The sequence below is a fragment of the Nocardia jiangxiensis NBRC 101359 genome, assembly GCF_000308615.1.
In the GTDB taxonomy this organism is placed as follows: Bacteria; Actinomycetota; Actinomycetes; order Mycobacteriales; family Mycobacteriaceae; genus Nocardia; species Nocardia jiangxiensis.
Genome location: NZ_BAGB01000164.1, coordinates 1 through 18,041 on the forward strand (window position 1 = coordinate 1; position 18,041 = coordinate 18,041).

Below are 18,041 nucleotides of genomic sequence, written 5' to 3' on the forward strand. Positions count from 1 at the left end.
CGCTTAGCGCGGTGCCCCCTGGCGAGCCGGACGGACGAGCAGTTCGCTGATTGCGACGTGGGCGGGCCGAGAAACCATGTAACCGATGGTGTCCGCGACGTCCTGCGGGCGCAGCGGGGTCAGGCTCGAATTCGCCCGGCGCCGTTGCAGAACGCCGGGAGCGAAGAACTCGGTGTCCACCGCAGCAGGCTCCACGGTGCAGACCCGCACATCGCGATCGGCGACCTCCTGACGGACGCACTCGCCGAACGCGTTCACCGCGTGTTTGGTCGCCGTGTACACCGCACTGTCCGCCCGGTGCACCCGGCCCGACAACGAGCTGACGAGCACGAAATCCGCCACCCCGCGTGGCGCTGTCCGCGCCGCCCGCAGCAGATGCGGCAGGGCGGCCCGGGCGCAATACATCGAACCCAGCAGATTGACCCCCACGACCAGGTCGAAATTCGCCGCCGCCCCCTCCGTAATCGGCTCCGGGCGACTCAGCCCGGCATTGCTGATGACAATGTCAAGGCGCCCCCATTCCTGGACACTCCGCTCCACCGCCGCGCTCACCTGGTCGTAGTCGGCGACATCGGCTTCCACCGCCAGTGCCGTTCCCCCGGTCTCGCCGATCCGCTCGGCCAGCGTCTTCAACCGGTCGGCGCGGCGCGCCACCAGGGTGACCGCCGCACCCCGCGTGGCCAACTCCACCGCCGTCGCCTCGCCGATGCCGCTGGACGCACCGGTCACCAGCGCGGCAAGTCCCCGCAAATCCTCACGCACGTCTCCTGCTCTCCTCACAGAAAGTTGTTGGGCCAGATCATCGTTCGCCACATATGCGCCACCGGTGAGCCGTCGAATCCGAGGCCCTGCTCCGGCTGGCGGAAATTCCGGCCCACGATGTCCTCGAATTCCTCGAACTCGACCTGCACATTCGGGTCGAACGAGTAATAGTCGTTGAGCGTGAGCAGCCGCGAAGTCATATACCAGCGATGCTTGCGCGCCTGCTCGTGTTCGTGCCGAAGATATTCCGGCACACGGTAATCCGCCCCGAAAAGGCGAATGTAATTCTCCGGGTACGTGTATCCGACCGATTCATCGGGAAAGTAGCGCAGTGCCTCGTGTTTCTCGATCGCCCACGCCACCTCCTCGTCCACGTACGGCCGCACCAGTTGCGCACCCCAATAGCCGTGGTCGACGCGGATCAGCCCACCGACGGCGATGTCGTGCACGAGCGCGGCCATGATGACCTTCTCGCCCATGCCGTTCAGGCGAGCCAGGCGAGCGCTCTGCAGCATGTGCTGCACGTCCTTGCGGAATATCCGCAGCCGGAAGAAGTCCGCGAGCGTCGGACGCTCGGGCATCGTCGGCAGATCCGGATTGTCGCCCATCATCATGGTCGTATCGGGTCGGTGCGTGAGCGGCAGCAGATCGTCGCGCTGCTCGTACCAGCCGGTACCCATCACCGATATCGCTGACGGCATCATCACGCGGATGCGCCGATCGAGGGCCTCGTCCAGCGGCTCACGAACCCAGTTGATCATTCCGGATTCCCGCAGCGACGAAGGCAGCTCCTCGACGGGGACCTGGTGCGAGGGCAGTTCCACCGGTTCGATCAGCTCGAATTCCGTCATGTCCTATCAACCCCTGATCTTTCTCGATGGCAACTGTTCACAGATCCAGCGCCAGTCTCGGCGTGCGAGCGCGAGAGCAGCAGAGCATCATTCGATTCCCGTCGACGCGTTCGCGTGGAGTGAGCACATGGTCTCGGTGCTCTGGGATCCCTTCCAGCACAACGGTTTCGCAGATGCCGCAGATGCCTTCCATACAGGACGCCGCAGCATGGACACCGACGCGGTCCAGAGCCTGAAGGATCGAGGTGCCCGGCGGAACCCGTACGCTCACCCCGGCCTTCACACAGTCGACCTCGAACTCCTCGTCGAACCACGCGCTCGGATCCGGCGGCGGTGCGGCGAATCGCTCGACGTGGAGTGACTCGGAAAGACAAGTGGCACCGTACTGTTCAACCGCTGCCAGCAGTGACTCAGGACCGCAGCAGTACACCTGGGTACCCGCCGGCTGGGCCGCCAACACCTTCTCGACATCCAGCGGGCCGGTCCGGTCCTGCGGGCATACTTCGACCGCACCGTGCGCGGACAGGTCGCCGAGCTCGGCCAGATAGGCCATACTCGCGCAAGTGCGGCCGCCATACATCAGCGACCAGTGAGTATCGCGTGCACTGGCCGCGCGGATCATCGGCAGTAGCGGCGTGATGCCGATACCACCAGCGATGAATAGATATCGTTCGGCATCGACCAGCGCAAAGGTATTGCGCGGACCCCGAATTCGCAGCCGGTACCCGGCATGGACCATATTGTGAATGTAGGACGACCCGCCGCGTCCGCCGCCGGGTTCGCGCAGCACCGCGATGGTGTACATGCCGTTGTCGTCCGGATCGCCGCACAGCGAATACTGCCGCGTCACCCGCGAAGTGAGGATCAGGTCGATATGCGCGCCGGGCCGCCACGAAGGGAGGTCTCCGTCGAGAGGACGCAGCCTCAATTCGATGACCCGGTCGGCGATCTCGTGCCGGGCCGCGACCTCGACAACGTATTCCGCTTCGCGGTCCATGAGATCGATTACCTTCCGTGATCGCGCAGGCTCTAGCCCGCGCCGGCGATGAGGCCGACGTTCACGATGCCCGCGATACCAGCCTTTTCGTCGTTGTCCGGGCTGTCGCCGCTGACGCCGACCGCACCGAGGATGTTCCCGTCCGCATCCCGGATCAGCACGCCGCCGCGCGCGGGAGCCAAGCGTCCACCGGAAATCGCGCTGATTCCCGTGAATCCGATCGGGGTCCGCTCGGCATGCGCGGCGACGCCACCACCCCCGCGCACCATGCCCAGGCAGCCCCATGCCTTCGCGTGCGCGATGTCGTGGCGCAGGATCCCGGCATTGTCCTGACGGACGGTCACGATCGGATTCCCGCCGAGGTCGAGCACGGTCACGGCCAGCGGCCGCAGCTCCAGCCCGCGGGCGGCCGCCAGCGCCCCATCCGCGATCCCCGACGCCTGTTCCAGTGTCAACATTATTGAATCCTTTGTCCGGGCACCGAATTCGATGCCGATGTCATTTCCCGTCGCCCCGCCCGCTCAGCGTCGCCGATGCGCGCCGTGACGGAGTCCGACGGCCTGAATCCCGCTCGTGCGGCGCCGCCCCCGGTTCCGCGTGCCGCGGCCACAGTGCATCGATGAGCGCGATCACCGCCGCCACCGCCAGGAATATCGCGGGCGCGATCAGGCCCATGGCGATCGCGTTGTGCGCGCCGCTCACCATGCCTGCGCTGTGCAGGGCGCCTCCGTGGCTCGAGACACTTCCGCCCCCACCGTTGGGAACCATGCCGCCACCGGGGTTCACACCCCCTCCGGGGAATTGGTGTATCGCGCCGCCTCCGGGGTTCGCGCCACCGCCCGGGAAGTGGTGCATCGCGCCGCCACCAGGAGCGTGGTTCACCGCACCATTACCCGGATTGCTTTGCGGCACAGCGCTATTTGCGCCCGGAAGCTGCGCGCCACTGGCGGAGTTTTGGGTACCGCCACGTGCGCCGGAGCCGCCGGCGGCGTGGAGGTACAGTGCCGTCGCCACCGCGGTGCCCACAGCGGTGGCGATCCGCTGGGCAGTCTCGTACACCCCGAATGCCACGCCACCGTGCAGATGCCGGACGTTCTGCAATGACCGGAACTGGTTGGTGGAGATGAACAATCCGCATCCGGCGCCGGTCACCAGCAGCGGCACGACCAGCACCATCGCGCTCTGGGAGCCCGCGATTCCCCGCCCGACGAGCGCCAGCGAGATCACACCCGCCGCCCCGACGACGGCGCCCACCGGCACGACCCATCGGCCGTACCGGAAGGCCAGCCGGCCGCCGACGATCGCCGTCACAGCGGATCCGGCGGTAAAGACCAGCATCAACAGCGCGGCGTGCAGCGCCGTGTAATGCATCCGCTGCTGCAGGAACATCGAGACGATCAGCGAGATGCTGACGAATCCGCAGAAGAAGACGGTCACCACGATCACGCCGACGGTGAAGGTGCGCACGCGCAACAGCGAGATCGCGATCAGCGGCTCGCCGCCCCGCCGGTCCACCCGCCGTTCCCACCACACGAACAGCACAGCGAATACCGCCCCCACGGCGAGGATCCACCAGTGCGGCTTGCTGCTCCGGTTCGACATCTGCAGCACCGGGAGCATGACGAACAGCAGAGCGAGCGTCAGCAGCGCGGTCCCCGGAATGTCGAGCCGGTGCGCCGTGCCGCGTTCCGGATCCGCGGGCAGGGAGCGGTAGCCCAGAACCAGTGCGACCAGCACCACCGGCACGGTGACCCAGAACGCCAGCCGCCACCCGGCGTCCGCACCGAACGCCTGGATCAGCACACCACTCAGCAACGGCCCCGCCGCCGTGGACAGCCCCACGATCGCACCGAAGTAGCCGAAGATCCGCCCACGCCGCGGACCGTCGAACATCCGCTGAATGATGCCCATCCCCTGCGGCGCGATCAGTCCCGACGCGGCGCCTCGCAGTAGACGAGCACCCACCAACACCGCAGCGTTCGGTGCGACGGCACAGCCGACCGCGGTGAGGGCGAACAGCCACAGGCCGATCAGCAACAGTCTTCGGCGACCGTACATATCCCCCAACCGGCCGGACGGAATGAGGAACAGACCGAACACCAGGGCATTTCCGGCGACCATCAGCGTGGTGTCGACCGGGCTCAGGTGCAGGGTCTGCTCGATCTGCGGCAGGGTGAGGTTGACAATGCTCATATCGAGCAGAGTCATGAAAATGGTGGTCAGGCAGACCACCAGCGCCTGGCGCCGCGCGGGCCCGGACATCAGTGTCGTGGCATCGGGTGGTGTGGACATAGGCTATCGGATTCCGTTCGGGGGTGGGGGTTTACGCGGAGTCAGCCCGCGTCGGCGACCAGACCGGCCTTCGCGATACCCGCGAGGGCCGCCTTCTCGTCGTTGTCCGGGTTATCGCCACTGACCCCGACCGCGCCCAGCAGAGCGCCCTCGGCATCGCGGATAAGCACCCCACCCCGTGAGGAGGCGATGCGACCGTCGGAGATCGCGGTCAGGGCTGTGAAGAACTCCGGGCTCCGCTCGGCGTGCCGGGCGATCCGGCCGCCGCCGTGTCCCATGCCCAGGCACCCCCATGCCTTCGCGTGCGCGATTTCGGGCCGCAGGATCCCCGAATTGTCCTCGCGCTTGAGCACGATCGGGTGGCCCCCGGGATCGAGCACAGTGACGGACAGGGGTCGCAGGTCCAGCTCGCGCCCGGCGGCCAGCGCCGCGTCCACGATGATGGATGCTTGCTCCAACGTCAGGGAGGTCATGGAAATCCTTTCTCCAGGCACCGATTCCGGTGCTGTGTCAGATGGTTTTGTGTTCATTCCGGAACTACCGCGTTCTCGATGGCGCCCAGCCCCTCGATCTCGCCGCGGAGCTTGTCGCCGGGCACGACGGCCCGCACGCCGGGCGGTGTGCCGGTGGACACCACATCGCCGGGGAACAGCGTCAGCGCGGTGGTGAGCCAGGCCAGCTGTTCGGGGATCCGGTGGTACATCTCGGCGGTCGAACCGTCCTGGCGCAGTTCGCCATTCACCCAGAAACGGATCGCCAGGGCGTGCGGATCGGGGATCTCATCCGCGGTCACGAACCAGGGGCCGAGCACCGTGTAGGTGTCGAATCCCTTGGCACGTCCGGTATTCCGGTTGTCCGTCTCACCGATGTCACGCGAGCCGAGATCGTTGACGATGACGTATCCGGCCACCGCGTCCATGGCCGATTCCTCGGTCAGCCGCCGTGCCCGGCTGCCGATCACGACACCGAGTTCGACCTCCGGATGGACGACGGACGTGACCGCGGGATAGATCACCTCATCGTGCGGCCCTGTCAGCGAGCCTGCCGCTTTGAGGAATCCGGTCATCGAGCGCGCCGGCGGTGGAGGCTCGCCGGGGGCCGGACGAGTGCGCGGATAGTTTCCGGTCATGCCCCACACCGTGCGGGGCCGGCCGACCGGTGGGGCGAGCGCGCCCGGTTCGGCCGACCACAGGATCTCGGCGGGCAGGTCTCCGCGCGCGGCGTCGGCCTCGGCCTGCTCGGCCACGCGCCGCGCGATACCCAGGCTCGGGTCGGCCGCGAGCAGACCCGGAAGGTCCTGCGGCAGTTCACGTTCGGCGCGCACGATGGCATCGGCACGGTCCTGGCCGCACCGGCTCAGCTGGTAGGCATGCGCGGCGCGCAGGTCCACCAGCCGATCACCGGCGATGCCCGCCACGCACACCCGATCGCCCAGATAGGTACGTCTGACGGCAAGTTTCATGATCAGACGGTCGCCTTGGGCTTCTCGAACTCGATCGGCGCGTCGCTCTCGACGACGTCGTACTCCTCCTGCTCGACCGGGCGCGGCACCGGCGGGATGGCGACCACGTGCAGCTCGAGCGTCTCGGTCGCGGTGACGGTCAGCTTCTCGCCGCCCTCGGCTTGGATCGCGGCCAGCTTGCCGATCTTCACGCCCTCCGCCGTACCCGCACCGGCCAGCACCACGATCAGACGCCGCGCCGTGGCCTCGTCGGACACCCAGGTGGCGCCCGCATCGATCCTGATCCGCTCGATCCAGAACCGGCGCTCGGTGAAGGAGCCGAAGAACTTCGTCTCCACCCCGGGCTGACCGTCCACCGACCGGTAGGTGAACCGCGCCGGATCGAACTTGACGGTGTTGGCGTATCGCGCACGCGGCAGCCTCTGCGGGCCACGTGCACGCGGACGGGCCTGGGCCTCCTTGTTGTCCGGACCGCCACCACGACCGGCGCCCATGCCCAGTCCGGAGGAACCACCGAACTGCAACACCAGCTGTAGCTGTTTGGGCTCGGTCAGTGGATCGTCCTGCGGGCCATAGGTGCCGCCCTCGGGAAAGTAGCCGATTTCGCCCTCGTGCAGGATGCCCTGCTCACCGAGGTTCATATCGCCGATCAGCGGTAGCCGGATCTGCTCGAACGCGTGCCGGTGCCGGGGCATGTGGAAGTCGCCCTCCTGGCGGCCCAGGATGTAGCGGAAGTTCTCCGGCGACCCCTTCTCCCCGCCCATCAGCAGGTAATTGAACGCCACCGTCCCACGCGGATGGTCCATGAGAAAAGCATTCTCATCAAACGGTACGACCTTCATATCGGCCTCCTCACTCTCATGTCTCCCCGCCTCCACCAAGCTACCTACTTGGTAGGTTTAATGTAAAGGTAGCTAAGGCAGATTCACAGGAAAACGAAGGAGAAGCCGATTCGGTCGATCGTCGAGACCACAGCTACCCGGCCATGGAGCACCGCACAGTATCCATATCTACCAGGTAGGTTAGAAGCTACTGCGGATTCGCTCTGCGACGCAGCACATCCAGGAGGGAACCATGTCGCAACCGGGAGCCCGACTCTATCGCGGCCGCGTCGCCGACCAGATCGTCGCGGACTTGCGCCGCCAGATCCTCAGCGGCGAGCTGGCCGACGGTGCCCGGCTGCCGTCCGAGCGCGAACTCGCCGCGTATTACGACGTCAGCTCACCGACCATCCGCGAGGCGATCCGCGTCCTCACCGTGATGGGGCTGCTCAACGCCCGCAACGGCAGCCGCACCACCGTCATCGCCAACGGCGACACCCTGCTGCGCATCTCGATCGCCTCGGTGGCGCAGTTCGAGAAGATGCGCCCGGGCGATGTGCTGGCGCTGCTGGGCGCCCTCAATGCCTATGCCGCCGAACTGGCCGTTCAGAACGCCACCGACGGAGAGATCGAGGAGCTGCGCGCCGCGGCCCAGAGCACCGGCGATATGAGCGATGTGCGAGCCGCCGGGGCAGCGCTGCACAACTTCTTCGCCATCCTGTCCGCGATCTCGCACAACCCTCTGGTGGCTGCGTTGTGCAAGGCGCTCAGCGAGATTCAGGTAGGCATCGCCGTCGAGTTGTCCGGCGGCGACTCGGGCTCATGGGGCACGGTCGCCGGCTCGATGTACGATGCTCGTCTCGCCATCGTGGACGCCATCGCGCACCGCGACCCCGCCGCCTCCGAGCGGGTCCGCAACTACCATCGCACCGTTATCAAGCGCACCCGAGGCATGCCTGGCGCGGAGGAGCTCCGTGACTCGGACTTCGGCCTCACCGGTTTGCTGTCCACCTGGCTCGACGACGACGTCCGCCCGGACAACACCCCGGACCGCAGCTGATCTCGCGACGCGGCTCAGGCGGCAATCACTCTGCCATCCAATGGAACCGGTGTAGTGCGACGTGCCACGCGACCGCGATTCTCGGGGAATGACTTCGACTCGGGAATTGCTGATCGGCGGGAAGAGCACCCCCGCCGCCAAGGGTCGCACGACCGCCGACCTGAACCCCGTCACCGGGGAGGTGTTCGCCACCGTCGCGGCGGCCGAGGTGCAGGACGTGGTCGCGGCGGTCGATGCCGCACAGGACCGTTTCCAGGAGTGGGCCGAGTTGTCGCCGTACGCGCGGCGGGAAATCTTCCTGGCCGCAGCCGACGTGATGATCCGGCGCAGCGACGAGGCGGTGGCGCTGATCGGACAGGAGACCGGAGCGCTGAGTATGAGTGCCCGGTTCAACACGCACAGGGCGGCCGATATCTTCCGCGAGCTGGCCGCAAGCATGACCGCCCCGCGCGGTGAGATGCTGACGAGCGTAGAACCCGACACGATGAGCCTCGCGGCGCAGGTTCCGATGGGAGTGGTCGCCGGGCTCGCGCCCTGGAACGCGCCGTTGATTCTCGGTGTGCGGGCTGCCGCGGCGCCGCTGGCTGCGGGAAATACTGTGGTGCTCAAGCCGAGTGAGGAGGCCCCGCTCATGTCGGGCCTGTTCATTGCCGACGTATTGCGCGAGGCCGGGCTGCCCGACGGGGTGCTCAACGTGGTCACCAACGATCCCGCCGACGCCCCCGCGATCGTGGAGACGCTGATTGCCGATCCCCGGGTGCGGGCGGTGAACTTCACCGGCTCCTCCAAGGTTGGCTCGGTCATCGGTTCCCTGGCCGGGAAATATCTCAAGCCCGCCGTACTGGAACTGGGCGGCAAGAACTCGATCATCGTGCTCGACGACGCCGACATCGACTATGCCGTCGCCGCAACGGCATTCGCCGCGTTCTCCAATGCCGGACAGGTCTGCATGTCCTGCGATCGGATCCTGGTGCACGCCGCGCGCAGCGCCGAGTTCACCGAGAAATTCCTCGCGAAGGTGGCCACGCTGCACACCGGAAACCCCGACGACCCCGCCGCCAGGGTCGGGCCGATGATCAATACTGCTGCCGCTCAGCGTGTTTCGGGCCTGGTGGCGGATGCGGTGGCGGCGGGGGCCACGGTGCTGGCAGGTGGAGGCGAACCCGAGGGCGCGATCCACCCGCCCACCGTATTCACCGCTCTCCCGCGCACGGCCTCGCTCTACTACGGCGAAACCTTCGGCCCCGTATGCGCGATCGACACCTTCACCACCGATGACGAGGCCGTCACCAAGGCAAATGACACCGAATACGGCCTGACCGCAGGTGTAATCACCGAGAACGCCACGCATGGTCTGCTGATCGCGCAGCGCCTGCAGACCGGAATCGTGCACATCAACGATCAGACCCTCGGTGACGAACCGCAGGTCCCGTTCGGCGGCTTCAAGGACTCGGGTGTGGGCCGCTTCGGCGGACGCTGGTCGACGGAGGCGTTCTCCAACACGCGGTGGATCACCATCGCCACGCGGCAGGTATCCGGCAAGTTCCGGATCTGAAATCATCCGAAACCGGCTGCACTACAGGCATCCTCATAACCAACAGGCCCCGAGATCCCCGGCCGGGGATCTCGGGGCTGTTTTGTGGCCACAGCGGTGCCCGATAGCACCCGCCGCCGATGTTGCACACCGCACGGATACCGTGCGGTGTGCAAGGGACCGGATTCAGCTACTCAGCGTCGCTTTCATCAGGCTCGGGTTGGTCTGCACGAAATAGGCAGCGTTCGTGATGTATACGGACGTGCCGGAGATCTTGACCGACGACGGGTTGTCCAAACCGTCCGAGGTGGTCGCCACGATCTGCGGGGTACTACTGCCGACAGGGATGTAGGCCAGCTGACTCGAGTAGTTCTCCGCGGCCAGCACGTCTCCCTTCGAATCGAAGGTGAAGTCGTCGATCGAGGTCACGCCCGTAGCCACGGTGCTCATCGTGCCTGCCGAACCATCGGAATTGATGGGGTACTTCAGCAGATCACCTGTGGAGGTATTACTGACATACACGTTGCCGTTGTAGACCTGAATGCCGTTGGCACCCTTGGAAGTACTGCTGGTCGGCTGCAACGCGCTGCCCTGTGCCCAGACGGCCGATGTCTTGTTCTGCAATGACACCGCCGTAACCGTGCCATTGGTCGAATCGGTCGCGAGCAGATTTCCGTGGGTGGAGTCCAGCGCCAGTCCATTGATCCAGCCCATATTCGGCAAGGAAACGAACAACTGCGGGCTGTAATTGTTGCTCGGATCGAGCATGTAGATCGCCGACTGGTTCCCGGCGCCGTAATCGACATAAAGCACACCGTTGGCGCCTCGCACGATGCCGTCGGCGGTCGCCGCGACACCGTTGGTGGACGCGGGCAACGTGGCCAATACTGTGGTCGCACCGGTCGACGGGTTCACCTGAGCGACCTGATGCCCCTGGTTGAACGTGACATCCACGTTGCCGTTCGGCTCCAGAGCCAGGTTCTCCGCCTGCTGCCCAGAGCTGTAGGTGAATTTGGCGACGGTCGTCATATTGCTCAGCGGCGTGGACACGGCCTGCGCCGGAGCCGCCGAATATGAAGCGATGCCCAGGCCTGCGAGTGCCACGATGACAGAAAACTTGCTGCGACGGTCCTGCAAAATCTCTCCTCGAATATCACCGTTCATATAGACCTCGCCGCGATACAGACCTCACCGCGCCCCCAATTCCGCGAGCTCCCGCAACGTACCAAGTAGATTGCTGATGAATCCGGCGGTCGGAGCCTTCTTTCATACAGTGAAATCCCGCTTGTGCCAACACATCTGAGTTCACAAGATCGGGTACGGACTCTCGTACTGGGACGGGTATGCCCGTTCTCCCGGGAAAGGCGGCCCGTAGGGTCACCAGGTACGTGCCGAGGCCGCGAAATGGCTGGAGTCGCAAAAGAAGTCGTTCGCGTGGCTTCGCCGCGACGCGCGGGAGTCAGCCGTCCCGGCGGGTCTGCAGGGCGTGGTAGCCGAGCCGCTCGCGGACCTGCCTCAGCGGGGTGCCGAGTTCCACCTCCCGGCGGATGGCCTCCTCGACCGTCTCGATCTCCATTGCGATATCGAGCACTTCCTGCTCGCGTTCGGCGGGCACGACGACCAGGCCGTCATTATCACCGATCAGCACGTCACCGGGGCGCACCCGCACGGTGCCGAGTACGACCGGCACCTGCCTCCCGGCAACCTTTACCCGATCCTTGCCGGTCCGCATCCAGCGGCTCCGGCTGAACAGCGGGTACCCCAGGTCGAGGGCCCGGTCGGTGTCCCGGCAGACCCCGTTGATCGCGGTACCGCCGAGCCCGCGCCGCTGCGCCACCATGGTGAGGATGTCGCCCCACACCGTGACGTCCAACCGTCCGCCGTTGTCCAGGACCACCACATCTCCCGGCGGTACGTCATCGATGTAGTCCCCTACCGTGCCCCCGTCCACATCGATCGGCTGATACAGCACCGTGAACGCACGCCCGGCCAACCGAGGTCCCCGGGCCGCCGGGTACACGCCTTCCACCTGTCCCGCGATGCCGAGCCGATCCAGGGCGTCGGAAATGGTCGGCGTCGAGAACTTCGAGAGCTCCAGCTCCATCGTCATCCGCTTTCTCACCTAGTGCCGAAAACTTCAGGCGCACCAGCACCTTCAGTCCCCGACGTGCTTCACTTCCCAGTCCGGCGTGTGCCGGAACGGTTCTCCGAGCGCCGCGATCGCGATCTCGGCGAAGTAATCGTCGTCGAAATCGCCCGAGCCACCCGATATTCCGATCCCGCCCACGATCCGGCAGTCGCACTTGACCACGTAGCCACCGGGCAGTGTGGTCAGCATCGGGTCGTTCCAGTCGTGCGGGCCGCGATGACCGGCGGCCTGCTGCCGATTCCAGAACTCCATCACCCCGGCGGTGTCGCGCTCCATGACCGCAGCGGTATAGGCCTTGCGGTGCGCGGCACGCACGAAACGGGCTGCCATGCCGTCCATCCGCGCCGCGGCGACCAGCTCACCCTCCTTGTCCACCACGACGACCGCGATACCCGGCCACGTGCGCGGATCGGTACCCCCGGCCGCCCGGACCACCGCATCCACGACGCGCAGCCCCTCCTCCAAGCCGACGGTGCCCTTCTCATAGACCATCTCGGACCCCCGCCGCTGTCCGCGACCTGTCGCCCAGCACCCCGATGATCTCCATCCGCGGTGCCGCGCTGCCGCCCAGATCCGCGACCAGAACATGCACGGCCGGTGGCGTCGGCGCCAAGGTCCAACGCTCATGACACAGCTGAGTCATCGTGGCGGCGGATTCGGGTGTCGGTGCGAACACTGTGACCTGTGTCAGCTCGTCCAGGTCGCCGCCCGCGTCGGCCATCAGAGCCCGGGCCTGGTCGAGCAGGACCGCGAACTGACGCCGCGGGGACGTCTGGGCGGCGAACAGTCGTGAGGAAAACACCAGGTTGCCGAGGAGCGCACCCATCGACATGGGGTCGCGGTGCCGGACGCCGGCGATCTCGAGGGTGCGGCGCTCGGTGCCCAGCACGGCGAGCGCATCCACCGCCACGTCGTAGCCGCCGGGTACCTCGACGGGAACGTACTTGTGCGGCGGGCGATTCTGCGGGTCGGGGAACCAGGTGCGCCAGACGTCGTTGAGCACACTGCGGTCGGTGACCTCGCGCATCCGGAACGTCACGCGCGCCACCACGTCCAATCCCCGACTCGCAGAGTCAGATCCGCCGCCCGTTGCGTCCAGACACTCGTTCCTTGCATCCGACCCGCTACTCGCCGCCACAATCACCAGCCGCATGCGCTCGAGCACCGAGTTCAGCTGCATCGAGAGCGGGGCTCCGACGGCTACGGCGGGCAAAAGCCCCTGGACGTACACCAGCTGTCCCAGCTGCACTGCTCGTACTCGCCCGCCGTCATCCAATTCCACGACTATTTCCCGGAATTCGGGAGAGGAACTCACTGCTGTCCTCCGATCGCCGCAGCCATCTCGACCATCACCTCGAATTTGGCGGGTATGAAGTTCACCAATGTCTCCAGCCGAGGCCGGGTCGCCTCGTCCGGGAACATCTCCGCGAGTGCCTCCCGGGTCGGCTCGATGTGGTCCCGTGTGCGCCCGAAGCTGATGAGCTGCACGATGTCCGTCGCAGTACCTCCCGCCTGCTCGAGCAGCGCGAGCACATTCTCGAAGGCCTGCCGCGCCTGCGCCCGCAGCCCTCCGGCAGCCACCGCCCCTTCGGCGAAGGGCAACGTAGGATGTACGCGAGAGGTGAAAACCATCCCGCCGATCTCCACCGTGGGGTCGCGCGCTGGCACGCCGGGCAGATCGATCCTGCGCCGGGTCGCGCCGAGCACCGCCGTGACGTCCAGCTCCACCAGCCGGCCCGGCGGCAGATCGGCGAGTAGCACCTTATAGGCGGGGCGGCTACCCGGATCCGGGAACAGCTCCTGCCACCATTGCCCGTTCACCGGCTCTCTATGCTTCTCCCGGGTGACATAGGCGGTGGCCTTGGCAACGTTGTCCAGACTGCCCCCGGACGCCTCGACCAGCGCCTGCATCCGTCGCAGCGTCGAGCGCGCCTGGTGCTCGAGGTCACCGACGTCGTCCTCACCGGGTGTCGCGGCAATACCCAGGCCGACCACCAGGCGATCCGCCTGGAGTCCCCATGCTGCGGCCCGCTCGGGAACCTGGGGATAGATCTCGCTCACCCGTTCGATCGCCGACATGGGCTCTCCTTCGCTCTCACTGGGCCGCGATGAACTCGAGCAACACGCCCAACGCGCCCGCGCGATAACGCGTCACGCGCAGCGGCGGCGCCGTCGCGGCCGGATCCATCCGCCGCCGCCATTGCGCGCGGATCAATTCGTCGTACGCGGAGTCGGCCGCGAATGCCCTGCCCTGCCGCACATCCCGCCACGACATTCCCGACATCTCCAGCAGCGCATCACAATTCGCCGCGGCGAACGCGGCCTGCTCCGGCGCGTCGCGGCCGGGTGCACCGCTGCGCGGATCCAGCGGCAACACGCGCGAGGTGAACAGGTACCCACCCATCCGCACGGCCATCGGAATCGGGTTGCCGTGCGCCACCTTCGGCAGATACAGGCATTCCCGCCGCTGGCCCAGCACCGCGCAGAAATCGAGGCGGACCCGCTGCGGACCATCGAAACGTGACCGCATGAATTTGTAGGTCGGCCGGTCCCGGTCGTTCGGAAATCTCGCCGTCCACACGCCGTTCACGATGCGAATATCCGACGGGTCCGGCAGGTAGAAGCCGACGCGCACAACAGCGGCCAGATCTCCACCGAGATCCCTCAGGTACGACTCGATGGTCGTCAGAGCCGTGTCGACCTGGCCCGTCAGGCCGGACCGATATTCCCCGGTCTGTGGGTCACAGCCGGTCACACCACTGCCGTAGACCAGCTCGCCCACTCGCAGTCCCACTGCCTCCGGCAGTCCCGCCGCGTCCGCGATCAGTTCACCGATGTCTTGCACGATCATCCCGCCTCGTTCCCCGCCCACCCCGCCGTCAGAGTACATACATTATTGGTTATAGGGAAGCGGTCGAGACGACGGCAGAGGATGAGATAGCAGCAGCGACAATGAAATCGGGCCCGATGACGTCACGTCACCGAGCCCGATCGCACAGAGTGCTGGTGATCACCGAGGGTCGGGCTGCTGTGCTCCCAGCATGGCCAGCGCATCGCGCACCCCGCGCAGCTCACGCCCCGGATCGGCGTCGGCGACCACACGAGTCGCGGTCGCGGCCAGATGTTCGGCCATGGCGATCGCCGCGGCGTCGGTATCGCGCGCGGCGAAGGCATCGAGGATCGCCTGATGACGGCGCTCGGAATGACGCCAGCTCTCCGGGGTACTGGATTGAGCCAGCCGCAGGTAGGGATGCGTGCGCTCGCGAAGCATCTCCAGCAGTTTGTGCATCTGGGAATCCGCACCGGCGGTCGAGATCCGGTGGAATTCGTCGTGCGCCAGGCGCCAGGCGGGCGAGGTCTGCCGCTCATCGCGCAACTCGCGCATCTGCCGCAGGGCCTGCGTCAGGGACTCGACTACCGCTGCGGTGGCGGCGGGGACCGTCAGGCGGACCGCCAGAGCCTCGAGCAGAATGCGGGTGCTGTAGAGCGAGTCCAGGTCCGCTAGGTCCAGCCCGACGACGACGGCGCGCCGGTCGGGTTCGGCGTCGATCAGGCCCTCTTCCTGCAGCATTCGGAACGCCTCGCGCATCGGCGTGCGGCTGACGCCGAGCGCGCGGGCGAGTTCGGCCTGGTTCAGTACACCGCCGGGCTCCAGCACCCCGTCCACGATCAGGCGGCGCAGATGCTCGTGCACCGCAAGAGCCAGCCCGCGCGGGCCGCCCGTGTCGGGAGGCTTCAGCCCTGAGATGGCCGAGGCGGCGCGGCGCTTGCGGGAACCGACGAGCAGGGACAGGTCCGGGTCGGTCACCACACGCCTCTCTTGTCGCATCGGGTCAGTGTTGTCCGAGTCTACTGCCGGAATCGGCAACCAGCGGCATCCTTGACATTCAATGTTCTATAGTGCATACACTTGGCGGTGCAATCTTTATCGACCTTTCCCTCCGGGCTGGCTACGATCAGCCTCGACAGCGCCCCAACCCTGGCGATCTGGGCGAACGGCCACGTGCTGCCGCTCGCCGAGGCAGCCCCTCGCGTCGGCAGCGACAGCGTGCCTGGATCGGCCCGCACCGCCTTGCTCGATTGGGAGTCCTGGTGCTCGCTGATCGACCGGGTGAGCGCGGATGTCGGCGGCGAGGGTTGGTTGCCCGACACCGAGGTCGAGTTCCGGCCGGCGATCGACGCGTCGACGGTCTACTGCACCGCCGCCAATTACCACGACCATATCCGGGAGATGAGCGGCACGACCGAGCGTTCGCAGGCGCGCGCTCCCCTGTATTTTCTGGCACCCCCGGCCTCGCTGGCAGGACATCGTGGCGCGGCCGCCCGCCCGGACGGGTGCCAACGCTTCGACTGGGAGGTCGAGCTGGCGGTGGTCATCGGCCGACGGGCATGGCAGGTGCCGGCCGGTGACGCGTATACGGTGATCGCCGGATATGCGGTGGCCGACGATCTGTCGCTGCGCGATTTCGCACGCCGCGAGGACACTCCGTTCTTTCCGGATTGGCTGGGAATGAAGGGCCACGCCGGCTGCACTCCGATCGGCCCGGTACTCGTGCCCGCCGCCGCTGTGCCCGATCCGATGAATCTCGAGCTGAGCCTGTCGGTGAACGGCGAGCGCCGCCAGCACTCGAATACCGCCGAGATGATCTTCTCCATCGCTGAGCAGATCGAATACCTTTCCGGCATCGTGCCTCTGCGGCCCGGTGACGTGATACTCACCGGCACTCCCGCCGGCACGGGAGCGGCCTGGAAATCCTTCCTGGCTCCCGGCGATACCGTAGTTGCCGAGATCGGCGGGGTCGGACAACTGGAGACCCGGATCGTCGCCGCGGAGGACGCGGACGTCGACAACCAGGCAGTCACATCCGGTGCGGGCCGAGGCGGCCCCAGATGACCACGCAGGAAAGCGATGGCACCGAGCTCTTCGATGTCGGCGGCTATCGGCTCGCCCGGCCGTTCCGAGTACGCCGGCTCGGCCACATCGGCCTCAACTGCACCCTGATCGATGAGAGCCTGCACTGCTACCGGGATCTACTCGGCCTGCGCATATCCGATCGCATCGATTTCTCGCAGCGGATCCCGAATCCCGAGATCATCGACGGACTCGGCGATCCGGGCGGATACTTCATGCGCCACGGCACCGACCACCACAGCTTCGTGTTGTTCAACCGGCGGGTGCGTGAGGCCGTCGATCAACATCGCGTCTTCCCGCCGGAAGTGACGGTCAACCAGATCTCCTGGCAGGTCGGCTCACTGCGCGAGGTCGCCCAGGGCGAGAGCTGGCTGCGCGGCGGCGGCTGCCAGATCCAGCGCTCCGGGCGCGATATGCCCGGCTCCAACTGGCACACCTACTTCTACGATCCGGACGGTCACACCAACGAGCTGTTCTACGGCATGGAACAGATCGGCTGGACCGCGGTCAGCAAGCCGCTGGACTTCTACAAGTACGGCGCCCGCACCACCGCCACGCTGCCGCAGATCTCCGAGACCGAGGAGGTCGACACTGCGATCGGCAACGGCGTCGATCTCAATTCCGGGATGCGGGACGTGAACCGGACGACCGAGCGCTTCGATGTGGGCGGCGTGCTACTGTCCCGGCCGTTCAAAATCGTCCGGATCGGCCCGCTGCGGCTGTTCGTCAACGATGTCGACGCCGCCCAGGATTTCTATCGGGACATACTCGGCCTGCGGGTCACCACGCAGATCGATTACCAGGGCCTGCGGTGTGTATTCCTGCGGGCGAACACCGAGCACCACTGCATCGCACTGTATCCGATCGAGTTGCGCGAGCGGTTGCGGCTGAGCCCGCACAGCACCACGTTCTCCGTCGGCATGCAGATCGGTACCTATCGCCAATTACATGACGCCAGAACGTACCTGCGCGATCACGGCCTGGCGGAGGTGAAGCTGCCGCCGGAATTGTTCCCCGGCATGCCGCGCGCCTTCCGCGTGCGCGATCCCGACGGGCATCTGATCGAGTTCTACGACAGCATGAGCCAGGTGTTCGACGCCGCGCCGCATTTCGACAGCCTCGCCGACGAGTGGCCGGAAACCGTGGACGACGATGGGATCGCGCTGTTCGGCGAGCCCTTCTTCGGCCCTCTCGAATGAGC

Annotated in this window: 19 protein-coding genes; 4 read left to right on the forward strand and 15 right to left on the reverse strand. The window is 66.5% G+C overall.

Annotated elements, in window-relative coordinates; translation table 11 throughout:
• Positions 1-3: 3 nt before the first annotated feature.
• Genes ON40_RS39265 through ON40_RS39300 form a run of 8 tightly spaced genes read right to left on the reverse strand, consistent with a single transcriptional unit; the run spans position 4 to position 7,170 of the window.
• Complete coding sequence (locus ON40_RS39265) at positions 4-762, reverse strand: SDR family oxidoreductase (RefSeq protein ID WP_083896259.1); 759 nt, start codon at positions 760-762, stop codon at positions 4-6.
• 14 nt (positions 763-776) lie between these two features.
• Entirely contained in the window at positions 777-1,613 is an 837-nt protein-coding gene (locus tag ON40_RS39270; protein ID WP_218008951.1) for an HD domain-containing protein, read from the reverse strand.
• A gap of 37 nt (positions 1,614-1,650) precedes the next feature.
• The gene (locus tag ON40_RS39275) at positions 1,651-2,610 is read right to left on the reverse strand and encodes a PDR/VanB family oxidoreductase (protein ID WP_040830560.1); all 960 of its coding nucleotides are present in this window, start codon (positions 2,608-2,610) and stop codon (positions 1,651-1,653) included.
• Positions 2,611-2,642: 32 nt separating this feature from the next.
• Positions 2,643-3,068 (reverse strand): GlcG/HbpS family heme-binding protein, encoded by a 426-nt coding sequence (locus tag ON40_RS39280; protein WP_040830561.1) that lies wholly within the window; start codon positions 3,066-3,068, stop codon positions 2,643-2,645.
• 40 nt (positions 3,069-3,108) lie between these two features.
• Positions 3,109-4,902 carry an MFS transporter gene (locus tag ON40_RS55635; RefSeq protein WP_051194270.1) on the reverse strand — a complete coding sequence of 598 codons (1,794 nt, stop codon included), beginning with the start codon at positions 4,900-4,902 and terminating at the stop codon, positions 3,109-3,111.
• Between the two features lie 41 nt (positions 4,903-4,943).
• Positions 4,944-5,375, reverse strand: a complete 432-nt coding sequence (locus tag ON40_RS39290) for a GlcG/HbpS family heme-binding protein (RefSeq protein ID WP_040830562.1) — start codon at positions 5,373-5,375, stop codon at positions 4,944-4,946.
• A 53-nt stretch (positions 5,376-5,428) separates the two neighbouring features.
• A complete protein-coding gene (locus tag ON40_RS39295) occupies positions 5,429-6,364 on the reverse strand; it encodes a fumarylacetoacetate hydrolase family protein (protein ID WP_051194271.1) in 936 nt (311 codons plus the stop codon).
• 2 nt (positions 6,365-6,366) lie between these two features.
• The gene (locus ON40_RS39300) at positions 6,367-7,170 is read right to left on the reverse strand and encodes a hypothetical protein (protein WP_040830563.1); all 804 of its coding nucleotides are present in this window, start codon (positions 7,168-7,170) and stop codon (positions 6,367-6,369) included.
• Positions 7,171-7,438: 268 nt separating this feature from the next.
• Here ON40_RS39300 and ON40_RS39305 point away from each other — a divergent pair, with 268 nt between their 5' ends.
• Together ON40_RS39305 and ON40_RS39310 are read left to right on the forward strand one after the other, a co-directional pair.
• Positions 7,439-8,245, forward strand: coding sequence for a FadR/GntR family transcriptional regulator (locus ON40_RS39305; protein ID WP_040830564.1), 807 nt, complete (start codon positions 7,439-7,441; stop codon positions 8,243-8,245).
• Positions 8,246-8,333: 88 nt separating this feature from the next.
• Positions 8,334-9,800 (forward strand): aldehyde dehydrogenase family protein, encoded by a 1,467-nt coding sequence (locus ON40_RS39310; protein ID WP_040830565.1) that lies wholly within the window; start codon positions 8,334-8,336, stop codon positions 9,798-9,800.
• Positions 9,801-9,965: 165 nt separating this feature from the next.
• On the opposite strand, the gene ON40_RS39315 is transcribed toward ON40_RS39310, so the two are convergent.
• The 7 genes from ON40_RS39315 to ON40_RS39345 all read right to left on the reverse strand — a co-directional run bounded on the left by ON40_RS39315 (position 9,966) and on the right by ON40_RS39345 (position 15,757).
• The gene (locus tag ON40_RS39315; protein WP_051194272.1) at positions 9,966-10,943 is read right to left on the reverse strand and encodes an NHL repeat-containing protein; all 978 of its coding nucleotides are present in this window, start codon (positions 10,941-10,943) and stop codon (positions 9,966-9,968) included.
• A 295-nt stretch (positions 10,944-11,238) separates the two neighbouring features.
• Positions 11,239-11,889: an RraA family protein gene (locus tag ON40_RS39320; protein WP_040830567.1), complete on the reverse strand. Its 651-nt coding sequence runs from the start codon at positions 11,887-11,889 to the stop codon at positions 11,239-11,241.
• A 45-nt stretch (positions 11,890-11,934) separates the two neighbouring features.
• The gene (locus ON40_RS39325) at positions 11,935-12,420 is read right to left on the reverse strand and encodes a GlcG/HbpS family heme-binding protein (RefSeq protein ID WP_051194273.1); all 486 of its coding nucleotides are present in this window, start codon (positions 12,418-12,420) and stop codon (positions 11,935-11,937) included.
• Positions 12,410-13,243: a hypothetical protein gene (locus ON40_RS51435; RefSeq protein ID WP_157186725.1), complete on the reverse strand. Its 834-nt coding sequence runs from the start codon at positions 13,241-13,243 to the stop codon at positions 12,410-12,412. Before ON40_RS51435 ends, ON40_RS39325 begins: the two co-directional genes overlap by 11 nt.
• A complete protein-coding gene (locus ON40_RS48850; protein ID WP_051194274.1) occupies positions 13,240-14,007 on the reverse strand; it encodes a RidA family protein in 768 nt (255 codons plus the stop codon). Before ON40_RS48850 ends, ON40_RS51435 begins: the two co-directional genes overlap by 4 nt.
• A gap of 16 nt (positions 14,008-14,023) precedes the next feature.
• Entirely contained in the window at positions 14,024-14,779 is a 756-nt protein-coding gene (locus tag ON40_RS39340) for a RidA family protein (protein ID WP_040830570.1), read from the reverse strand.
• A gap of 159 nt (positions 14,780-14,938) precedes the next feature.
• Complete coding sequence (locus ON40_RS39345; RefSeq protein ID WP_083896262.1) at positions 14,939-15,757, reverse strand: GntR family transcriptional regulator; 819 nt, start codon at positions 15,755-15,757, stop codon at positions 14,939-14,941.
• Between the two features lie 87 nt (positions 15,758-15,844).
• On the opposite strand from ON40_RS39345, the gene ON40_RS39350 reads away from it, so the two are divergent.
• Positions 15,845-16,822, forward strand: a complete 978-nt coding sequence (locus ON40_RS39350; RefSeq protein ID WP_245568196.1) for a fumarylacetoacetate hydrolase family protein — start codon at positions 15,845-15,847, stop codon at positions 16,820-16,822.
• Positions 16,819-18,039 carry a VOC family protein gene (locus tag ON40_RS39355; protein ID WP_040830572.1) on the forward strand — a complete coding sequence of 407 codons (1,221 nt, stop codon included), beginning with the start codon at positions 16,819-16,821 and terminating at the stop codon, positions 18,037-18,039. The genes ON40_RS39350 and ON40_RS39355 overlap by 4 nt, the downstream gene beginning before the upstream one ends.
• Positions 18,040-18,041: the final 2 nt, after the last annotated feature.

What these genes read in the sequence shown, in the direction of transcription:
- ON40_RS39270 (WP_218008951.1), bottom strand. Translation starts at nt 1,613, where the DNA reads ATGACGGAATTCGAGCTGATCGAACCGGTGGAACTGCCCTCGCACCAG.
- ON40_RS39275 (WP_040830560.1), bottom strand. Translation starts at nt 2,610, where the DNA reads ATGGACCGCGAAGCGGAATACGTTGTCGAGGTCGCGGCCCGGCACGAG.
- ON40_RS39280 (WP_040830561.1), bottom strand. Translation starts at nt 3,068, where the DNA reads ATGTTGACACTGGAACAGGCGTCGGGGATCGCGGATGGGGCGCTGGCG.
- ON40_RS55635 (WP_051194270.1), bottom strand. Translation starts at nt 4,902, where the DNA reads ATGTCCACACCACCCGATGCCACGACACTGATGTCCGGGCCCGCGCGG.
- ON40_RS39290 (WP_040830562.1), bottom strand. Translation starts at nt 5,375, where the DNA reads ATGACCTCCCTGACGTTGGAGCAAGCATCCATCATCGTGGACGCGGCG.
- ON40_RS39295 (WP_051194271.1), bottom strand. Translation starts at nt 6,364, where the DNA reads ATGAAACTTGCCGTCAGACGTACCTATCTGGGCGATCGGGTGTGCGTG.
- ON40_RS39300 (WP_040830563.1), bottom strand. Translation starts at nt 7,170, where the DNA reads ATGGACCATCCGCGTGGGACGGTGGCGTTCAATTACCTGCTGATGGGC.
- ON40_RS39305 (WP_040830564.1), top strand. Translation starts at nt 7,439, where the DNA reads ATGTCGCAACCGGGAGCCCGACTCTATCGCGGCCGCGTCGCCGACCAG.
- ON40_RS39310 (WP_040830565.1), top strand. Translation starts at nt 8,334, where the DNA reads ATGACTTCGACTCGGGAATTGCTGATCGGCGGGAAGAGCACCCCCGCC.
- ON40_RS39315 (WP_051194272.1), bottom strand. Translation starts at nt 10,943, where the DNA reads ATGAACGGTGATATTCGAGGAGAGATTTTGCAGGACCGTCGCAGCAAG.
- ON40_RS39320 (WP_040830567.1), bottom strand. Translation starts at nt 11,889, where the DNA reads ATGACGATGGAGCTGGAGCTCTCGAAGTTCTCGACGCCGACCATTTCC.
- ON40_RS39325 (WP_051194273.1), bottom strand. Translation starts at nt 12,420, where the DNA reads ATGGTCTATGAGAAGGGCACCGTCGGCTTGGAGGAGGGGCTGCGCGTC.
- ON40_RS48850 (WP_051194274.1), bottom strand. Translation starts at nt 14,007, where the DNA reads ATGTCGGCGATCGAACGGGTGAGCGAGATCTATCCCCAGGTTCCCGAG.
- ON40_RS39340 (WP_040830570.1), bottom strand. Translation starts at nt 14,779, where the DNA reads ATGATCGTGCAAGACATCGGTGAACTGATCGCGGACGCGGCGGGACTG.
- ON40_RS39345 (WP_083896262.1), bottom strand. Translation starts at nt 15,757, where the DNA reads ATGCGACAAGAGAGGCGTGTGGTGACCGACCCGGACCTGTCCCTGCTC.
- ON40_RS39355 (WP_040830572.1), top strand. Translation starts at nt 16,819, where the DNA reads ATGACCACGCAGGAAAGCGATGGCACCGAGCTCTTCGATGTCGGCGGC.